We start from the raw sequence: 17,578 nt of genomic DNA, 5'->3' as shown, positions 1-17,578 counted from the left end.
ATCACTGTGCCTTCAAATAAGTAGCTGGAGGGATGCGGCCGATACGCCATGCAGGGTAGAGTCCCGCCGCGATCGTTGCGAACAATGCCAGGGCGAGTGCCGTGACGACGCTTGTCAGGTCCACATGCGCGAGCGCCTGGGTGCCGCCGAGATTGGACGGATCGGTGGTGTAGAGTGCGCGCAATCCGGCGAGGAGCACGCCACCCAACACAAGTCCGAGCAGCGCGCCTATCGTCGAGATGACGCCGACCTCCACCAGGTGTTGCAGGAATATTTGTCTGCGGCTCGCGCCGAGCGCGCGCCGGACACCGGTGAGTGGAGCATTGTTCAGGAATTTGGCGAGCAACAGGCCGACCGTATTCAGAAGACAAACGGCAAGGAACGCGAAAGCGAGTCCTACGAGGACGCGATCGTCGTTGCTGACCACATCATTGTCGATGAGCCACTGGTCAGGGCGCGTCAAGCGGTTGTTCAGCTTGCGCTGGTAACGTCCGCTTTTCTTCTGCTCCATCGCATAGTTGTCGAGAAAGGTCTGAAAGCGCTCCCGCGCGGCCTCGGTCGGCAATTCGACCCACATCTGGATCCAGGTATTCTCCGAACTGAGAAAATCCTGGTAGTTGTTGATCTCCTCGGCTTTCCATCCGTTGGTATTGCCTGCGCTTTGCAGTTCGAGTACGGAATTCCAGCCGAACGGAATGTAGACATCCTCGGGATCCGCCAGATTGCCATTGTTGAGATCGTAGAAAGTTGGCAGCGGCAGCCACCTGTCCCGCACACCGACGATGCGAAACTCATCGTCGTTCCAGCGAATACGCCGGCCGACGCTGTTGATACCGCCAAAGAGCTTGTCATTCATCTCGCGGGAAATGACGGCGACGGGTTCCGGAGCAAAATCCGCATCGCCACCCCAGGTGCCACCGTATTGGAATGGCACGTCGAACATGGCGAAGAAATCCCTGGTCGTCACCCGGGTCAAGGTACGCTCCGGCTTGACGTGTGCGCCATCGACCGACAGGACACCGATGGCCTTGTGCATGATCACCTTGCGCGTCGGTATGTCCGAGCGGTACACCGCCACGGCATCGCGGTAGGTGAGCTGCTCGGGCGGCAACTCCGGCTTCTTGATCCGATTGGCTTGTTGCGGATCCCAAAAATCCATCGTGACCGCATAAAGCACGTCGTTCTTCCACCAGATCGGATTGCCGGACATCGCTCGGTACATCGTCAGAGTAAGCACGCAGACCGCTATTCCGAGCGCGATCGCACCGATCATGAGCGCCGTGAGTCCGGGGCTGCGCCGGAGGCTTCGCAGCGCCAGTTCGAGGTAATAGCCGAACATCAGTGACTCCTCAGGGTTGCGCCACGGCAGTACCCGCACCGGGCGCCGGCTTCATGATCACACTGTCGTGCGATTCGTAGGGCTTCAGGTCCGAAATCTGGCCATCGACGATATGCACATTGCGGTAGGCACGCCGCGCGAGCTCCGGGTCGTGAGTCACCATGATGATGGTCGTACCCATTTCGTTGATTTGCTCGAGAAGATCCATGACTTGCCGCGCCATCAGTGAATCGACATTCCCTGTGGGCTCATCCGCCAGCAGGAAACGGGGGTCGCCGGCGAGTGCGCGGGCAATCGCGGCGCGCTGCTGTTGGCCGCCCGAGAGCTGCGAAGGCATGTGGTGCATGCGCGAGCTGAGCCCAACCACATCGAGAGCACTTTTGATTCTCTGTTCGCGGTCTTTCTTCGTGAATCCGCGGTAGCGCAATGGCACGTCGACATTGTCGAAAATATCGAGATCCGGAATCAGGTTGAAGCTCTGGAAGATGAATCCGATCTTTTCGTTCCTGAGGCGCGATCGACGTTCGTCAGAGAGTCGACTCACGTCATCGCCGTCGAGCCGGTAAGTGCCGGTATCGAAAGTCTCGAGAAGGCCTGCGACATTCATGAATGTGGTCTTGCCAGAACCCGATGGGCCGGTAACTGCAACGAACTCGCCATCCTCGACCGTCAGCGAAAAATCCCGCAGCGCATGGGTTTCGATCAGGTCGGTGCGGTAGATCTTGCTGATGCCTTGCATTTCTAGCATTGCGGTTGGCTCCTTGACTGTGAGACGGCGGTTCAGCCGCCAATGTGAAATTCCGGAATTTCTTTGGTATCGCCGGCACCGGAGATGACTACCTGCTCGCCCGGTGCAACGCCCTTGATGACTTCGATTTCACCGACCGAGGCTGCGCCGAGCTCTACGGGTGTGAGCACGGCCTTGTCGCCGTGCACGACGTAAACAGCTTTGGTCGATGACAGTATGTCCGAGCTTCTCTCGAACTTGACCGCATTGGCGCGCTGGTCGATCACGATCCGCACGGAGCCTCGCTGGCTCTGGCGCAATCCCTGCGGCTGGTGCTGCGCGAACTTGACGCGACCGGTGACCTGGCCAGAGCGCACCTCGGGCGATATCGCCGTAACCAGTCCGCGGTAATTCTCGCCGTCGAGCGCAATCTCCGCGTCCATGCCGGGTTTGACGTCTCGCGCATAGACATCGGCGATCTGGAATTCGAGTTCGAAGACCGACAGGTCAACGACCGTGAGGAGCGGTGCATTTTCCGTCACATTGGTTTTCTCGGCCGCAGCCAGATTCGCAACCATGCCATCGACCGGCGAGCGCACGTTGAGCTCATCCACACGTCGCTTCAGGTTTGCGACCAGGATGCCCTGGCGTTCGCGTTCGAGCCGTCGGGTGCGAAGATCGAGATCGAGGCTCTCCTGTTCAAGTCCCGAAGTCTGCATTGCGTGGTCGTAGGCGAGTTTCGCAGAAGCGCGATTGTCCTCGGCTGTTCTCAGTTCGCGCTCGGAAATCGCACCCTTTTCCCAGGCGGATTGCGCGCGTTGCAATTCGCGCTCGGCGGCGCGAATCTGCACATTCGCGAGGTCGGCGGCTTCCTTGGTCGCGAGTTTCTGGCGGCGGATCTCTATCGCCTGGCGTTGCAGCGCCGTGTCGAGGCTCTCGAGCGTCGCGCGCTCGCGCTGGTATTCGCTCTCGAGCGTTGGGCTGGCGAGCAACGCGACTGTTTGGCCGGCCGTCACGCTGTCGCCGGCCCGGACCTGGTAGCTGATGTTTCCCGCGGCGACCGCGTAGAGCGTCGGGCTGACGGCGGCAACGACAGTGCCCTGGCCCGACACATCGCGGACGAATGGTCCCTCGTTGACGGTGACTATGCGCAGGCGGTCACGCGATACCGTGTATTCAGTGGCTAACCAGCCGCGAATCAGGAAGGTGAACACCAGGATCAATGCCAGTGCGCCACCGACAAGGCCGATGATGACCCGGCGATCGACGCCCGGCCTGGCATTCAGCCTGACATCCTGCCGGCTGGTATCGCGAATGCTCTCGCCGGATCCCGGTGATGCGTCCGCCTGGGTGGCGGCGTCAAGCGGGCGCAGATTCGTGATTTTCATGTGAGATCGTCCATGACTACGTGCAATGCATAACCCGTGCCAGGAGCGGGTTGCTGCTAACGCATTGAAAAAGAACTCAATTCTCTCGGCTCGTTGCGTCGCTTGATGTCCGCGGACAGTTTGCGGACAACGACCGGACACTCGACCGGAGACACCGGGCCTATTCCCTCGGGGAGCAAGACGTTCTACAATAAACCAGTCAGTTAATTAAGTACAAAGTTAATCAATGCCGAATCGACTCGATCGGACTTTCGCTGCGCTCGCTGATCCCACCCGCCGCGCGATACTCGCGCGGCTAGCGGCGGGCGAAGCAACAGTGTCGGAACTGGCTAGGCCGTTTCTCGCCGACATGAGCCTGCCTGCAGTTACCAAGCACCTGCAGGTTCTGGAGCGGGCGGGGCTCGTCAGCAAGGGGCGCAAAGCGCAATGGCGACCCTGCCGCCTCAATAGCGAACCACTGCGCGAAGCCGTCGATTGGATGGAGCATCATCGCGTCGCCTGGGAGGAGCAGCTCGACAGGCTGGGCGCGTACCTCAAGTCGCAACAAAAAGGAGCCCGTCGTGGGCACAAGAAATAGATCGAACATGATATCCATCACGCGACTCTATGACGCACCGCTTCAGGCGGTCTGGTCGGCGTGGACGAATCCGCAAGAAGTGGCGCAGTGGTGGGGTCCGCGCGGATTTACGCTCACCACCCATAGCCACGATCTGCGTACCGGCGGACATTGGCACTACACCATGCATGGACCGGACGGGACCGATTACGAGAACACGACGCAGTACCTGGAGGTCGCTCCGCTGCAACGCATGGTCTACGACCATGGTGGCCACAAGGATCGACCGCCACTGTTTCGCGTCACAGCGCTGTTCACCGAGCGTAGTGGCCGAACGCAGCTCGACATGAGCATGGCCTTGGCAACGCCTGAGGCCGCCGACGCGACGCGCGCCCATATAAAGAAGGCTGGCGGCGAAGCGACCTGGGACCGGCTGGCCGAATATCTGGTCAAGCAGCTCGCGGGACAAGAACAGTTCTTCATGACCCGCACGTTTGATGCGGATATCGGGCGCGTATATGAAATGTGGAGCGACCCTGAACACCTCGCCAAATGGACACCGCCCACAGGTGCCACAATGACGTATCTGCGGGCAGATCCGCGTGTTGGTGGTTCGTCGTTCTATGCGATGACTTTCACGAATGGGCTGACGATCCACGGTCTCGTCCAATACATTGCGCTCGAACCGCCCGATAGACTGGTTTACACGCAACAGTTCTGCGACGAAAACGAGCGTATCGTGCGCGCGCCATTTTTCAAGAATTGGCCGGAGACAATGCTGACCACCATCGAGCTCGTTGCCGAGGGACCGGATCGAACACGGGTCACCGTACGCTGGGAGCCGCAGCACGCTGATGCCGCCGCTATTGCCGAGTTTGTCAAACAACGCGGCAGTATGAGCATGGGTTGGACCGGCAGCCTCGACAAGCTCGATGTGATTCTCGGCGCAAGCTCGAGCTAGTATGCGATCGGCGGTGGGTTCTTGGAAGCTGTCATGTGCGTGGCTCGCTGTCGGACTACTCCCGGTGCAACTGGCAGCGCAGACCGATCCAGACGGCGGCTCAGGTGCGCGGCAGATCTATACAGCAGCCGACTTCTCGCGATACGCACCGAAGAACGCCTACGACATGCTGGTGCAGGTTCCGGGGTTTTCCATCCGCGACAATGAGGAACTGCGCGGACTGGGTCAGGCCACGGGCAATGTGCTGTTCAATGGCAAACGGCCATCTAACAAGACCGACGACATGTTCACGCAACTCTCCCGTATCCCCGCCGATACGGTCCTGCGCATCGAAATCGTCGACGGTGCCAGTCTCGAGCTTCCGGGTCTTTCCGGGCAGGTGGCGAACATCGTCTATCGCGCCGGCAATTTTTCCGGTCAATACTCGTGGCGTCCGGAATTTCGCGCGCACTACACCGACACGCTGCTGACCAGAGCGAGCGTATCCGCAAGCGGTCGCCGGGACGACTTTCAGTACGAATTGGCGCTCACCAACGATAACGGGCGGCGCAGTGGCGCAGGTGGACCTACACTCATATTTGACCGCGCGGGCACCATCGTGGAAACGCGGCGCGACATCTGGAATACGCACTACGACGAACCCAAGCTTTCAGCGAATCTCACCTGGGGCGGCGCGGACGAGCGTATCGGGCACCTCAGCGGACATTACCAACGCATTTTTGACCGCTACGATGAAGACGGGCAGCGCTTTGGCGTGATTCCACCCGATCAGCTGCGCGCCGTGCGAGAAATCAACGACAGTTGGAATTATGAGATTGGCAGTGACTATCAGTTTCCCCTTGGATCCGGATCCTTGAAGCTCATTGGACTGCGCCGGTTCGGTCGCGAGCCATTTTCCCAGGAAATAATCACCCGCTATAGCGATGCATCGCCCGCAACGGGCGATCGCTTCGCACAGACCGGCGAACTCGCGGAGACTATCGCGCGCAGCGAATATCAGTGGCATATGCTTGCAGGCGACTGGCAGCTATCGAGTGAAGCGGCGTTCAATTCGCTCGAGAACGCTGGCGCGCTTTTCAAGCTGGATCCTTCCGGCAATTTCGTCGAGTTACCCTTTGCCGACGGCTCAGGCAGCGTCAAGGAAGACCGTTACGAGACCCTGATCAGCGTCGGGCACAACATCACTCCGCATTTCCTGTTCCAATTGACCGCCGGTGCCGAGCGATCGACGATTACCCAGACCGGCATCAACGGCATCACGCGGACATTCTTCCGGCCGAAGGGCTCTGTGACGCTGGCCTGGACGCCAACGGCGGACTTTGATGCGTCGCTGAAAATAAGGCGCCGTGTGCTGCAGCTCGACTTCTATGACTTCCTGGCGCGAGCGTTCTTGAATGACAACAACAATAACGCCGGTAACAACGAATTGCGGCCACAGCAGGACTGGAGTTTCGAGGCGGAGATCAACAAGAAGTTGGGTGGGTGGGGCTCCAGCAAACTATTCCTTGTCTATCGCGCCGTCGAGGACCGTGTCGATATTGTTCCACTCGCCTCGGGCGAGGGCGTAGGCAACATCGCCAGATCGCATGGCGAGGCCATTCGGCTGACTTCGACGTTCAATCTCGATCCGATGGGTTTGAAGGGAGTGAAATTCGATACCGACATCCTCTTCCAGGGTAGCGGTCTCCGCGATCCATTCAACGGCCAAACCAGGCAATGGAGCGGTTTCAGGGACAAGTATTTCGACGTTGCACTACGCCATGACGTACCGGGCAGTAACTGGGCGTGGGGAGCGGCTGCAAGCTACGCGCACGATCAGCCTCAATATCGCAGCAACCAGGTCGATGAAGTCTGGGAAGGACCATGGTTCGCGAGTATTTACGCCGAGAACAAGAGCATGTTCGGCCTGACGGTGCGGGCAATGGTTGATAACCTGCTGGGCGCGCGCTCCAGGCGCTATCGCGTGGTCTATTCCGATCTGCGCGGACTGAGTCCCGTCGACTTCGTCGAGGACCGAAATCGCCTGATCGGTCCGATCTTTTCCCTCTCCGTGCGCGGCACGTTCTAGCCGCGCATTGCGGGGCGTTAAATCGACCGCTGACGCCCGGGCGGGCTACACTTGCCTTTGATTCCGCGAACAGCCCCCGAGCGTCACCCGTGCCGAGGAGAATCCGGCGACTACTGGTCGCCAACAGAGGCGAAATCGCCATACGCATCATGCGTGCCGCCACCGAGCTCGGCGTGCGCACCATTGCCATCTATAGCAGCGAGGATCGCTTCTCGCTGCATCGCACCAAGGCGGACGAGGCCTATCTCATCGGTGCTGGCAGCGGACCGATCGATGCCTACCTCGATATCGAGGATGTACTTCGCATAGCGCATGAGGCGGGCGCCGATGCAGTGCACCCAGGCTATGGGTTCCTGTCGGAAAACCCCGAACTCGCCGCACAATGCGAGCGCGCTGGATTGATCTTCTGCGGACCTTCCGTCGCGACACTTCGGCGTCTCGGCAACAAGGTCGAAGCCCGAAAGCTTGCCGTAAGCGCGGGTGTGCCGGTGATGCCCGCCTCGCCACCATTGCCTGATGACATCGCGGGCAGTCGCGCCCTCGCCGCCGAGGTGGGTTACCCCGTAATGCTCAAGGCAAGCTGGGGTGGCGGTGGTCGCGGCATGCGTATCATCGAGAGCGATGCGCAGCTCGCGGAAATGCTTCCCGTTGCCCGCCGCGAGTCGCTGGCAGCCTTCGGCAACGACGAGCTGTACTTCGAGAAATTGGTGCGGCGTGCTCGACACGTCGAGGTGCAACTGCTGGGCGACAGCCATGGCAACCTGGTGCACCTGTTCGAGCGAGATTGCACCGTGCAACGGCGAAACCAGAAAGTAGTGGAGCGCGCACCGGCAGATTTTCTTACCGACGCCCAACGTGCCACCCTTTGCAGTGCGGCACTTGCAATAGGCAGGGCGGCGAATTATTGCGGTGCCGGCACAGTCGAGTTTCTGCAGGATGCAGATACGGGCGAGTTCTATTTCATCGAAGTCAATCCGCGAGTGCAGGTCGAACATACTGTCACGGAGGCGGTAACCGGCATCGATATCGTGCAGGCTCAAATTCGCATCGCTGACGGTGCGCGCATCGGGACACGCGAAAGTGGCGTTCCGTCGCAGGGGGAAATTCGTATATCCGGCCATGCACTGCAGTGCCGTGTGACAACCGAGGATCCCGAGAATGGTTTCATTCCTGATTACGGTCTCATTACCGCGTACCGCAGCCCCGCCGGCTTTGGTTTGCGGCTCGATGCAGGAACCGCGTATGCCGGCGCGATCATCTCACGGTATTACGATTCACTGCTCGTCAAGGTCACAGCGTGGGCGCCGCACGCCGATGAGGTGATCGCGCGTACGCATCGCGCGCTTTGGGAGTTTCGTGTCCGTGGCGTCGTAACGAATCTGCGTTTTCTCGACCAGGTCATCACGCATCCGGCGTTTGCGGATTCGAGCTACACGACCAAATTCATTGACACGACACCCGAACTGTTCGATCTGCCACGCAAGCGCGATCGCGCGACACGCATCCTAAACTACATAGCGGAGACCATCGTCAACGGCAATTCGCAGACCCGCAACCGGCCGCGCCCCATCGTGCTGCAGTCGGTGGCACCGCCGCGTCTGCCGGTGGCAGATCCGCCACCGGGGACACGCCAGCACCTGCTCGATCTCGGTGCGGAGAGATTCTGCGAATGGATGTTGACCGAAAATCGCATTCTTCTCACTGATACCACCATGCGCGATGCTCACCAGTCGCTGCTGGCAACCCGCGTGCGTACGAAAGACCTCGCGGCGATCGCGCCGGCCTATGCGGCACTGCTGCCGAACCTGTTTTCAGTGGAGTGCTGGGGCGGCGCGACTTTCGATGTTGCGATGCGCTTTCTCAAGGAGGACCCATGGGAGCGGCTCGCTCAACTGCGCGAGGCTATGCCCAATCTCCTGCTGCAAATGTTGCTGCGCGCCGCCAACGCCGTTGGCTATGCAAATTATCCGGATAATGTCGTGCGTCATTTCGTGGCACGCGCTGCGGACAGCGGTATCGATGTATTTCGCGTATTCGATTCGCTCAACTGGGTCGAGAACATGCGTGTCGCCATCGATGCGGTGCGCGAAAGCGGGAAGCTGTGCGAGGCCGCCATCTGCTACACGGGCAATCTCTGCGATCCGGGTGAACGCAAGTACACACTCGATTATTACACACGGCTTGGACGCGATCTCAAGGCGGCTGGCACGCAGATTCTCGGCATCAAGGACATGGCGGGTCTACTGCGACCACAGGCGGCGCAGCTGCTGGTGAAGGCACTTAAGGATGAAACCGGGTTGCCAGTGCATTTTCATACGCATGATACGAGCGGCATCGCCGGTGCCTCCGTGCTGGCCGCGGTCGATGCGGGCGTAGATGCCGTGGACGGCGCCATCGATGCAATGAGTGGCCTTACCTCGCAACCAAATCTCGGCTCCATCGTCGAAGCCCTGCGTTTCACGGCGCGCGACAGCGGGCTCGATCCGGCCCGGTTGCGCGTGATTTCCGCCTACTGGGAACAGGTGCGACGTCAGTACCTGGCGTTTGAAAGCGATGTGCGTTCGGGTGCGTCGGAAGTCTATGTGCATGGAATGCCGGGCGGGCAATATACCAACCTGCGCGAGCAGGCTCGATCACTTGGCATCGAGGATGCGCGTTGGCCGGAAGTGGCACACACCTATGCCGAGGTCAATAACATGCTGGGCGACATCATCAAGGTGACGCCGACGTCCAAAGTTGTGGGCGATCTGGCGTTGCTCATGGTCACTAGCGGCATCACACGCTCGGAAGTCGAGGATCCCGATCGCGATTTCGCGTTTCCCGAATCGCTGGTGCAGCTTCTGCACGGCGAACTCGGACAGGCCTACCGGGGATTTCCACAAGCTCTTCAATGCAAGGTGCTCAATGGGCGCAAACCGCTGACTGAGCGGCCAGGGGCGAATCTGCCGCCGGTCGATCTCGAGGCGGCGCGACGCGAAATCGAGGGCAAGATCGGGCGCGCGGTGACCGAGAACCAGCTGGCATCGTACCTCGTGTACCCGAAAGTATTCATCGACTATGCGGCTGATCGTGCAGCCTATGGTGATATCGGCATGCTGCCGACACCGGTTTTCTTCTATGGCATGGAGCCCGGCCAGGAAGTCAGCATCGATATCGAGCGAGGCAAGACTCTGATCGTGCGCTACATCGCTGTCAGCGAAGCACATGCGGATGGAACACGTACCGTATTCTTCGAATTGAATGGTCAGCCGCGTTCAGTTCGTGTTGAAGACCGCAGTCAGGTTGCGGTGACCCCCGCTCGACCGAAAGCCGAAGCCGATAACCCACTTCATGTCGCGGCGCCGATGCCGGGGCGCGTAGTTAGCGTCAACGCCAGGGTTGGTCAAAAATGCGGGCGCGGCGAAGTCCTGCTGACTCTGGAGGCGATGAAAATGGAAACCGCAATTCGTGCGGATGGCGATTGCGTTATCGCAAAGGTGCTTGTGTCTCCTGGGGCACAGGTCGACGCCAAGGACTTGATGTTGGTGCTGGAGTAGGATGCGATGAGCTCCATTCCGGCATTTGTTCCAATTGCTCCCATGTCTCGCGGCCTGGCGTTAATCACCTATATTGTGCTGGCGCTTGCGGCGACACTGCTGGTGGTAGGGCCAAAAATTGTGGTTGCCATTGTCGCTGTAATTTTCGCAGCCGTCTGGCTCTGGTATCGACCGGGTGGTTTCGAGGTTCGCGATGGCTGTCTCGTGATCCGCTGGCCGTTGCGGCAGCGACGGATTGCGCTGGAAACGGTTGTATCAGCAACACCTGTCACCAAGGAGGAGCTGCATGCCAGGTATGGCCGGGGCATTCGAATCGGAGCTGGCGGTTTGTGGGGCGTATTCGGTCTTTACAGAACGCCCCGCCAACTGTTCGACATCTACGTTACCAATACATATCGACTGTTGGTCATTGAGCGGGTAGACGACCGGCCACTGATTATATCGCCGGCAGATCCACACGAAATGGCGCAACTGTTGTCGACGACTCGAGCGAACGCAGGGTCATAGCTGGTCTGCGTCGCCGTTTTGGTCTTTGATCGATCCAGTGACAAGAGTTGGCAATCATGCCGACGCGTACCTTAGGATGTAAGTCCCAGCTTCTTGCGTATTTCCTCGAGGCAACTTGTTGCTGCGATCTCCGATTCCGTCGTAATGCGCGCGCCGTCGTCGGCAAGCATTTCGTCGTAGCTTGCTGATTCCTTCGAATACTTCGGACTTCGCACGCAATAGGCTTCGCCGACACTCATGCCACTATTCGTATCGATCAGGAATGCTTTTGCGGAGTACTGAATTCCGTAATGACCCCAGTGCGTCGGGAAGTAAAGCATCGTCCAATTTACGGTTACGACATCGAGTACGAAGTCGCTGCCCGAATAGGCGACAGCAATCTCTTTAGGATCGAGCGAGGTCACCTGCTTGTTCGAGGTGATAGACGTCATTGAGTGAGCGGCAATCAGTTCGTCGAACAGTGTCGGGCCGATCTTCGCCGCGGGATCGGTGAACTGAAAACGGTCTCTCAATTCGCGACCAGCCGTTACCGTAGATGCGCCGGCCACCGCCCCACCGATCGCGCCAAACAATCCGCCTGTGGCCATCTTGCCCGCCGTCATAACCGCGAATTCCGGTAGCGAACGGCGTGCCAGTACAATTGTTTTTCCTACGAATTGAGACTTGGCCTGCAGATTAACGGGCACGGTCTTTGTGCTGACACAGGCAGCAACGAGCGTCACGAGCAAGATGCCTGTACCGATGTGCCGATACTTGCCAGTGGAATTCGACATGCAACGCCTCCTTGGCGAACCTTGACAACCCGTAAAATGGGTAGACACCTGCACTGAAATGCCGCGATGACAGTCTAGCCGAGACGCGGAAAATGCGTCAGTATGGAGTGTGCAACTGCCTGAGCCGAATCGGAATTCCGCTAGAAATCATTGGCGTCTCCATGTAGCCGCGTGGTGTCTTTTTTTCGTTCTGGACGCATTCCCTGTGAGTGCGGCGAGCAACCCGCCACCCAATATTGTGGTGGTGCTCGTCGATGACATGCGCTGGGACGATTACGGTGCGGGGGGAAATACGATAATTACCACGCCCAACATTGATCGCCTGGCGGCTGAAGGTGCACGTTTCACAAACGCATTTGCGACGACGCCGCTTTGTTCGCCGTCGCGCGCTAGCCTGCTGACGGGTCGCTACGCGCATCACCACGGGATTATCGACAACACCCTGCGCCCGAGCCACGACCTGCCGGTTTTTCCGATCGCCTTGCAAAAAGCCGGCTATCGCACTGGTTTCTTCGGCAAGTGGCACATGGGCAACGACGACCTGCCGCGACCAGGCTTCGACCGCTGGGTCGGGATGGCCGGACAGGGCGAAGCCATCGATCCCTCATTCAATATCGATGGCAAGCGCGAACGTCATCCCGGATACGTGACGGATTTGCTGACTGACGAAGTAATGCGATTTGTCGCGGAGCCGGACTCGCGACCATTTCTGGTCTACCTTTCGCACAAAGCGGTGCACCCGAACATCGTGCAACGCGATGACGGTAGCAGCACCGGGGTAGCGGGGCAGCCGGATGGTTTCGTGCCCGCGCCGCGGCATTCCGGTCGCTACGCTCAGCGCGTGTTCCCGAGGCGAGCGAGTTTTGGCGTGCCGCCGCGCGACAAGCCGGCACTGCAGCAGGCGATTGCCGGTCTGCCGCCGCTTGGCAAGGCGACGGCGACCAGTGATGCAGAGATTGCCGGGCGCCTTGAAATGCTGCTCGCGGTGGATGAGAGCCTCGGTCGAATCCGGGACGCGCTTGCCGCGGCTGGCCAGCTCGATCGCACCGTCATGGTGTTGACGAGCGACCACGGTTACTTCTATGGGGAACACGGTCTCAACGAAGAGCGTCGTCTCGCCTATGAGGAAACCATCCGCGTTCCTCTGCTGGTGCGTTATCCTTCGCGCGTGCCTGCAGGTACAACGCCCGACAATTTCGCCCTCGGCATCGATCTTGCTCCGACATTGCTGGATCTGGCCGGTGCCGGGATCGACCCGGGCATGGATGGCCGATCATTGGTTCCCCTGCTCGAAGGACGCAAACCAACCTGGCGCAACGCTTTTCTCATCGAGTACTACAGCGACACCGTGTTCCCGCGAATTTTCAGGATGGGTTACAGCGCGGTGCGTACGGAGCGGTACAAACTTATTCGCTATCGTGATATTGAGGGAATGGACGAGTTCTACGATCTCGCGAAAGACCCTTATGAGCTGCACAATCGAATCCACAAATCTGACGCTGACGCGCAGATTCGCGAGCTCGACACGGTTCTGCGGAGCCTACGCAACTGAATGACCTGATCCAGTCTGTTCTCGTCGCATTGACGGACCTGCAGTTCTGGCTTTTTGTCGCAATCGGGTTCGTTGCCCAGCTTTTCGACAGCGGCATCGGTATGGGCTTTGGCGCGATCAGCTCGACCGTACTTGCCGCCCTTGGTCTGCCGCGCGAAGTCGTCAGTGCATCGGTCAACGGAGCAAAATTGTTCGCGGGGATTGCATCCGGGATTTCGCATATCGCCCTGAAAAACATCGACTGGCGGATTCTGCGTTCGCTGTTGATCGCCGGCACGGCGGGCGGCATGGCCGGTGCATGGTTCATCACGACTTTCGACGGTCGGTGGGTTGGCGTCGGTATCTCGCTGTACCTGCTCTTGGTCGGCCTGTTCCTGTTGTGGCGGGCGTACCGACCGTCCGCGCGGGTCTTCGATGGTCGTGGAGTCGCAACGGTGGGTATCGCGGGCGGATTTCTGCAGGCGGTGGCCGGCGTCTGGGGCCCGCTGGTGACGAGTAACCTCGTTGCGCTCGGCGTCAATCCGCGCGGTGCCATTGGTACAGGCAATGTCGCCGAAATGTTTATTGCCGGTATCGTATTCGCCGTGCTGATCGCCCAGCTTGGCATACAACGCGTCAGCTATTTTGGTGTAGCGCTGCTTGCGGGCGCGCTGCTTGCAGCGCCGCTCGGCGCCGTTCTTGCGCGCGAATTACCGCGCCGGACTCTGACCATACTGGTCGGACTGCTGGTGACGCTGCTGAGTGGTCTGCGGCTATATCACGACGCAATTGGCTGATGAACTTAGTGACATTCTTGTTTCAGTCACGACATGTTTTCGAAGCATATCGTGATGTTTCGGCGCGCCGGCTTGAATGCGCGTTCGATCAGCCGTCCTTATCGATGACCGAGCCAGCGATGAAGTGCCTGACCTTTCCACATCCAGAGACCCGACAGGACCATGATTGGGACCACTATGAAGCGGACGCGGTTGGCAAACAGTGGCAATTGATCGAACGGGCTATAGATGTAGCCAATGATTGGAATGGCTAGAACGAGATGAAATGAGCGAACCAGCGTACGTTTGGTCTGATCCTTCATAGTGTTGCAATGTTAACACCAGTCGGCAATGTCGTTTGCAAGTTCCAGAGCATGCGTCAATGGCAGCCCATGCGGCGCGCCGGCGTAGATCTTTAGCTTACTTTGCGCCACCAGCGCTGCAGTTGCTTGCGCATTGTGCACGAGTGAGGCGGAAACGTCCGCGTCACCGTGTACGATCAAAGTCGGTGCCGACAATCTACGCAAATCGTTCCTGTAGTCGGTTTCCATGTCGATACGGTTCGCCGCCAACGCAACCGTAAGGGGGGTTTGCAAGCAAAGATTGATTCCCCATTGCACACGAGCGGCAGAAGTGTCGGGCGAGAAGAATGCAGGGGCATTTTCCGTCACCCACTGTGGGAAGTCTGCGATCCAAAGTGCGTGCAGTGCTTCCAGGGCGGCATGCGATACACGGGATTCATGATCGGCGGTGCGGATGTTATAGGGCGTAGTTGGCGAAACCAGTACCAGGCGCAAAGCGTGGCGCCCACTTGTCCGACCCGCAAACCGGCATGCCGTGCCGCAACCCATAGAATGTGCGACGATGGTCGCATCCGCCAACTCTCGGTGCTTCCAAACCCGCGCCAAGTCATCTACCAGAATGTCCGCGGTCCAACTCGAAAAGCCCTCGGTTGAGTGACCATGCCCGCGCATATCATAGGTAACGCAGCGATAACCTCGTGCCAATAACAAGGCAACCACCGGATCCCAAAGCACCTGGCTCAAGGCCCAGCTGTGGATCAGGACAATGGTGTGACCTTGGCCGATATCCCGAATCCGCAACTGAGCACCGTCTGCCGTACGGACAGTCGCAGTTTGACCGGCGGGTTGCACGCCATCGGCGCTAGCCGCACCTGCCGTTGCGAGAGTCAAACCACCGAGAGCGCCATATCGGGCAAGGATTTGTCGTCGATTGATGGTCATGGAACCGCCCTACTTTTAGCTGCAATGCACCAGCATGCTGCCCGTCCCTTCTGGGTGACAATTACCTGGGAGGTCATCGCGCGGCGGATGTTTGAGCGTATCATTCGGCAAAATGCGACCGAACAATTCAACGGTCGGCGTCTTATTGCGCCAGTGGCGGAATTATCGCCGTATGAGCCAGTTGGCACTTGCACTGGATGGCGAGCTGTCTGCCCGTCATCTGAGCTTCATAGAAACCGGACGCTCTCAGCCCAGCCGAGCATTGCTGTTGCGTCTGTCAGAGCGTTTGGATATACCGCTGCGCGATCGAAACGAATTGCTTTTGGCAGCCGGGTATGCACCGGTTTTTTCCAACAGCTCGCGTGACGGCGCAACAGGAGGTCCTGCACGCGAGGCTATTGAGCTGATCCTGGCAAGCCATGAACCCTTTCCGGCACTGGCGGTTGACAGCGAGTGGAACCTGGTGCAAGCGAATCGCGCCGTTGGACCATTGTTGGCCGGCGTCGCGGCAGAGCTATTGGTTCCCCCGATCAACGTTATTCGATTGAGTCTGCACCCGAATGGGCTGGCCCACCGTATTGTCAATCGCGCATCATGGTATAGGCACATTCGTCACCGCCTTGCTCGTCAGATGGCGGTGACGCACTCGAGTGTTTTGGGCGCTTTGTATGATGAAATTGCCGGCTATGCCGAAATGGAGCCGGCTGATCCAATGCCGGAAATCCCCTTCGACGGGTTTGTTGTGCCGCTGCAACTGCGATCCCCGCTGGGCGAGCTGTGCTTCTTTAGTACGACGACGCTCTTCGGTACGCCGCAGGATGTACTTTTGGACGAGATTGCCATTGAAACCTTTTTTCCTGCCGACACATTGACGCGGAAACGACTACAACAAATGGCCGCGTAGATGCAGGAGGAGTAAAGATGAATCCCCTGGTCACCAAGGTGCTTGAGAAAAACACGCGCTGGCGCACCGAAAGCATCGCGCTTCGTGAGATTTGTCTGGCCTCCGGCCTCAATGAGTCGCTCAAATGGGGCCAGGCATGTTACGACCTCGATGGCAGGAACGTGGTGCTGATCCACGGTTTCAAGGACTACTGCGCACTGTTGTTCATGAAAGGTGCGCTACTCAAGGATCCGAAGGGATTGCTGGTTCAGCAGACCAGGAACGTGCAGTCGGCGCGGCAGCTACGCTTCAAGTCCATCGCGGATATCACGGCGCGCAAATCGACAATCGCTGCGTATATCAAAGCGGCCATCGAGGTCGAGCGATCCGGGGCGAAAGTAAGAATGAAAAGCGCTGCCGAGTTTGCCATGCCGGAGGAGCTTCGCCGGCGATTGGACGATGATCCCCGACTCGCCGAGGCATTTCGCGCCCTCACGCCAGGGCGGCAGCGCGCCTACCTGCTTTATTTTGCATCAGCCAAGCAGTCGACGACCCGTGAGACACGCATAAACAAACACACTCCGAGGATCCTGAAGGGTCTGGGCCTCAACGATTGACGCGCCGGAGGAGGCTAATCATGAAAAGTATTGTCACGATCACACTGACCGGCCTGGTCATCGGCGGGTGCGGTTCCGCAGACGATTCTGTTTCGGATGCTGTCGAGTCGACGACGCAGGTCGCGACGGCAGTGTCGATCCAGCCCGGCCAGGTCATGGCGGATAACGTCATCATTTTTGACAAAGGACGCGCCTTGTCCAGAGGGCCTGTCAAGATGGCACTGGGCGAAACCGATCCTGCGACGGGCGAGAAAGTGTACACGGGGCGTATGGGCCAACCTGAGCCCGCCGGCCCGAAAATCGCTTTTGTCGTGCGGTCTGTGCCGGAGGGCGTACTAAAGGATTATCACGACCATGGCATAGCAATGTCGGAGAACACGGCCTATTTGCTTCCAGAAGGCGTACAACTCTCGCCGGATGCGCTCCGCGACATGACACCCGTCGGCGCCATCGACACCGAATTATCCAATGAGGAAATCGTCGCGCTATTTGGGGTCCAAATCCCCGAACCACAATGGGTTCCCGCGCCGGACTGATCATCACCGTGTTCGGCCGCTTGTGCGTCTGGACCTGCGCTTCTCCGGCTGATTGATTTTCCGCAAAAGCCGCGCCACGGCTTTGACAGTGGCCAGCGATGAGGGGTCGGTTGCTGCGGCTGTTGTCGTGTCCGAA

Annotated in this window: 15 protein-coding genes; 10 read left to right on the top strand and 5 right to left on the bottom strand. The window is 59.0% G+C overall.

Translation table 11 applies throughout. From position 1 onward, the window contains the following. Position 1: 1 nt before the first annotated feature. From R3E77_13990 to R3E77_13980, 3 genes are read right to left on the bottom strand one after another with little or no spacing between them, the layout of a single operon-like run. Entirely contained in the window at positions 2–1,339 is a 1,338-nt protein-coding gene (locus tag R3E77_13990) for an ABC transporter permease (GenBank protein MEZ5500523.1), read from the bottom strand. A 10-nt stretch (positions 1,340–1,349) separates the two neighbouring features. Next, complete coding sequence (locus R3E77_13985; protein MEZ5500522.1) at positions 1,350–2,087, bottom strand: ABC transporter ATP-binding protein; 738 nt, start codon at positions 2,085–2,087, stop codon at positions 1,350–1,352. 32 nt (positions 2,088–2,119) lie between these two features. Next, on the bottom strand, positions 2,120–3,454 hold the full coding sequence (locus R3E77_13980) for an HlyD family efflux transporter periplasmic adaptor subunit (GenBank protein MEZ5500521.1): 1,335 nt from the start codon (positions 3,452–3,454) through the stop codon (positions 2,120–2,122). A 226-nt stretch (positions 3,455–3,680) separates the two neighbouring features. On the opposite strand from R3E77_13980, the gene R3E77_13975 reads away from it, so the two are divergent. The 5 genes from R3E77_13975 to R3E77_13955 all read left to right on the top strand — a co-directional run bounded on the left by R3E77_13975 (position 3,681) and on the right by R3E77_13955 (position 11,082). Next, the gene (locus tag R3E77_13975; GenBank protein MEZ5500520.1) at positions 3,681–4,031 is read left to right on the top strand and encodes a metalloregulator ArsR/SmtB family transcription factor; all 351 of its coding nucleotides are present in this window, start codon (positions 3,681–3,683) and stop codon (positions 4,029–4,031) included. Next, entirely contained in the window at positions 4,015–4,971 is a 957-nt protein-coding gene (locus R3E77_13970; protein MEZ5500519.1) for an SRPBCC family protein, read from the top strand. The genes R3E77_13975 and R3E77_13970 overlap by 17 nt, the downstream gene beginning before the upstream one ends. A gap of 64 nt (positions 4,972–5,035) precedes the next feature. After that, positions 5,036–7,039 carry a TonB-dependent receptor plug domain-containing protein gene (locus R3E77_13965; protein MEZ5500518.1) on the top strand — a complete coding sequence of 668 codons (2,004 nt, stop codon included), beginning with the start codon at positions 5,036–5,038 and terminating at the stop codon, positions 7,037–7,039. Between the two features lie 89 nt (positions 7,040–7,128). Further along, entirely contained in the window at positions 7,129–10,575 is a 3,447-nt protein-coding gene (locus tag R3E77_13960) for a pyruvate carboxylase (protein ID MEZ5500517.1), read from the top strand. 42 nt (positions 10,576–10,617) lie between these two features. Further along, positions 10,618–11,082: a PH domain-containing protein gene (locus R3E77_13955; protein MEZ5500516.1), complete on the top strand. Its 465-nt coding sequence runs from the start codon at positions 10,618–10,620 to the stop codon at positions 11,080–11,082. A gap of 71 nt (positions 11,083–11,153) precedes the next feature. Here the strand turns inward: R3E77_13955 and R3E77_13950 are convergent, their stop codons facing one another. Then, positions 11,154–11,855: a hypothetical protein gene (locus R3E77_13950; GenBank protein ID MEZ5500515.1), complete on the bottom strand. Its 702-nt coding sequence runs from the start codon at positions 11,853–11,855 to the stop codon at positions 11,154–11,156. A 205-nt stretch (positions 11,856–12,060) separates the two neighbouring features. On the opposite strand from R3E77_13950, the gene R3E77_13945 reads away from it, so the two are divergent. Then, positions 12,061–13,407 (top strand): sulfatase, encoded by a 1,347-nt coding sequence (locus R3E77_13945; protein ID MEZ5500514.1) that lies wholly within the window; start codon positions 12,061–12,063, stop codon positions 13,405–13,407. Between the two features lie 29 nt (positions 13,408–13,436). Continuing rightward, a complete protein-coding gene (locus R3E77_13940) occupies positions 13,437–14,183 on the top strand; it encodes a sulfite exporter TauE/SafE family protein (protein ID MEZ5500513.1) in 747 nt (248 codons plus the stop codon). Between the two features lie 314 nt (positions 14,184–14,497). Here R3E77_13940 and R3E77_13935 read toward each other — a convergent pair whose 3' ends face one another. Continuing rightward, positions 14,498–15,406, bottom strand: a complete 909-nt coding sequence (locus R3E77_13935; GenBank protein ID MEZ5500512.1) for an alpha/beta hydrolase — start codon at positions 15,404–15,406, stop codon at positions 14,498–14,500. A 112-nt stretch (positions 15,407–15,518) separates the two neighbouring features. Between R3E77_13935 and R3E77_13930 the strand changes: the two genes are divergently transcribed. Genes R3E77_13930 through R3E77_13920 form a run of 3 tightly spaced genes read left to right on the top strand, consistent with a single transcriptional unit; the run spans position 15,519 to position 17,442 of the window. Beyond that, positions 15,519–16,310, top strand: a complete 792-nt coding sequence (locus R3E77_13930; protein MEZ5500511.1) for a helix-turn-helix transcriptional regulator — start codon at positions 15,519–15,521, stop codon at positions 16,308–16,310. Positions 16,311–16,327: 17 nt separating this feature from the next. After that, on the top strand, positions 16,328–16,906 hold the full coding sequence (locus R3E77_13925; GenBank protein MEZ5500510.1) for a YdeI/OmpD-associated family protein: 579 nt from the start codon (positions 16,328–16,330) through the stop codon (positions 16,904–16,906). A gap of 20 nt (positions 16,907–16,926) precedes the next feature. Beyond that, positions 16,927–17,442: a hypothetical protein gene (locus R3E77_13920; protein ID MEZ5500509.1), complete on the top strand. Its 516-nt coding sequence runs from the start codon at positions 16,927–16,929 to the stop codon at positions 17,440–17,442. The last annotated feature ends 136 nt before the right edge of the window (positions 17,443–17,578 follow it).

The sequence above is a fragment of the Steroidobacteraceae bacterium genome (assembly GCA_041395505.1).
Classification (GTDB): domain Bacteria; phylum Pseudomonadota; class Gammaproteobacteria; order Steroidobacterales; family Steroidobacteraceae; genus JAWLAG01.
Note: the sequence above shows the minus strand (reverse complement) of the source record. Positions and strands in the feature narration are given on the sequence as shown.

Bases quoted from the DNA above. Each gene is read 5' to 3' on its own strand.
- R3E77_13990 (MEZ5500523.1), bottom strand. From the start codon at position 1,339: ATGTTCGGCTATTACCTCGAACTGGCGCTGCGAAGCCTCCGGCGCAGC.
- R3E77_13985 (MEZ5500522.1), bottom strand. From the start codon at position 2,087: ATGCTAGAAATGCAAGGCATCAGCAAGATCTACCGCACCGACCTGATC.
- R3E77_13980 (MEZ5500521.1), bottom strand. From the start codon at position 3,454: ATGAAAATCACGAATCTGCGCCCGCTTGACGCCGCCACCCAGGCGGAC.
- R3E77_13975 (MEZ5500520.1), top strand. From the start codon at position 3,681: ATGCCGAATCGACTCGATCGGACTTTCGCTGCGCTCGCTGATCCCACC.
- R3E77_13955 (MEZ5500516.1), top strand. From the start codon at position 10,618: ATGTCTCGCGGCCTGGCGTTAATCACCTATATTGTGCTGGCGCTTGCG.
- R3E77_13950 (MEZ5500515.1), bottom strand. From the start codon at position 11,855: ATGTCGAATTCCACTGGCAAGTATCGGCACATCGGTACAGGCATCTTG.
- R3E77_13935 (MEZ5500512.1), bottom strand. From the start codon at position 15,406: ATGACCATCAATCGACGACAAATCCTTGCCCGATATGGCGCTCTCGGT.
- R3E77_13930 (MEZ5500511.1), top strand. From the start codon at position 15,519: ATGCGACCGAACAATTCAACGGTCGGCGTCTTATTGCGCCAGTGGCGG.
- R3E77_13925 (MEZ5500510.1), top strand. From the start codon at position 16,328: ATGAATCCCCTGGTCACCAAGGTGCTTGAGAAAAACACGCGCTGGCGC.
- R3E77_13920 (MEZ5500509.1), top strand. From the start codon at position 16,927: ATGAAAAGTATTGTCACGATCACACTGACCGGCCTGGTCATCGGCGGG.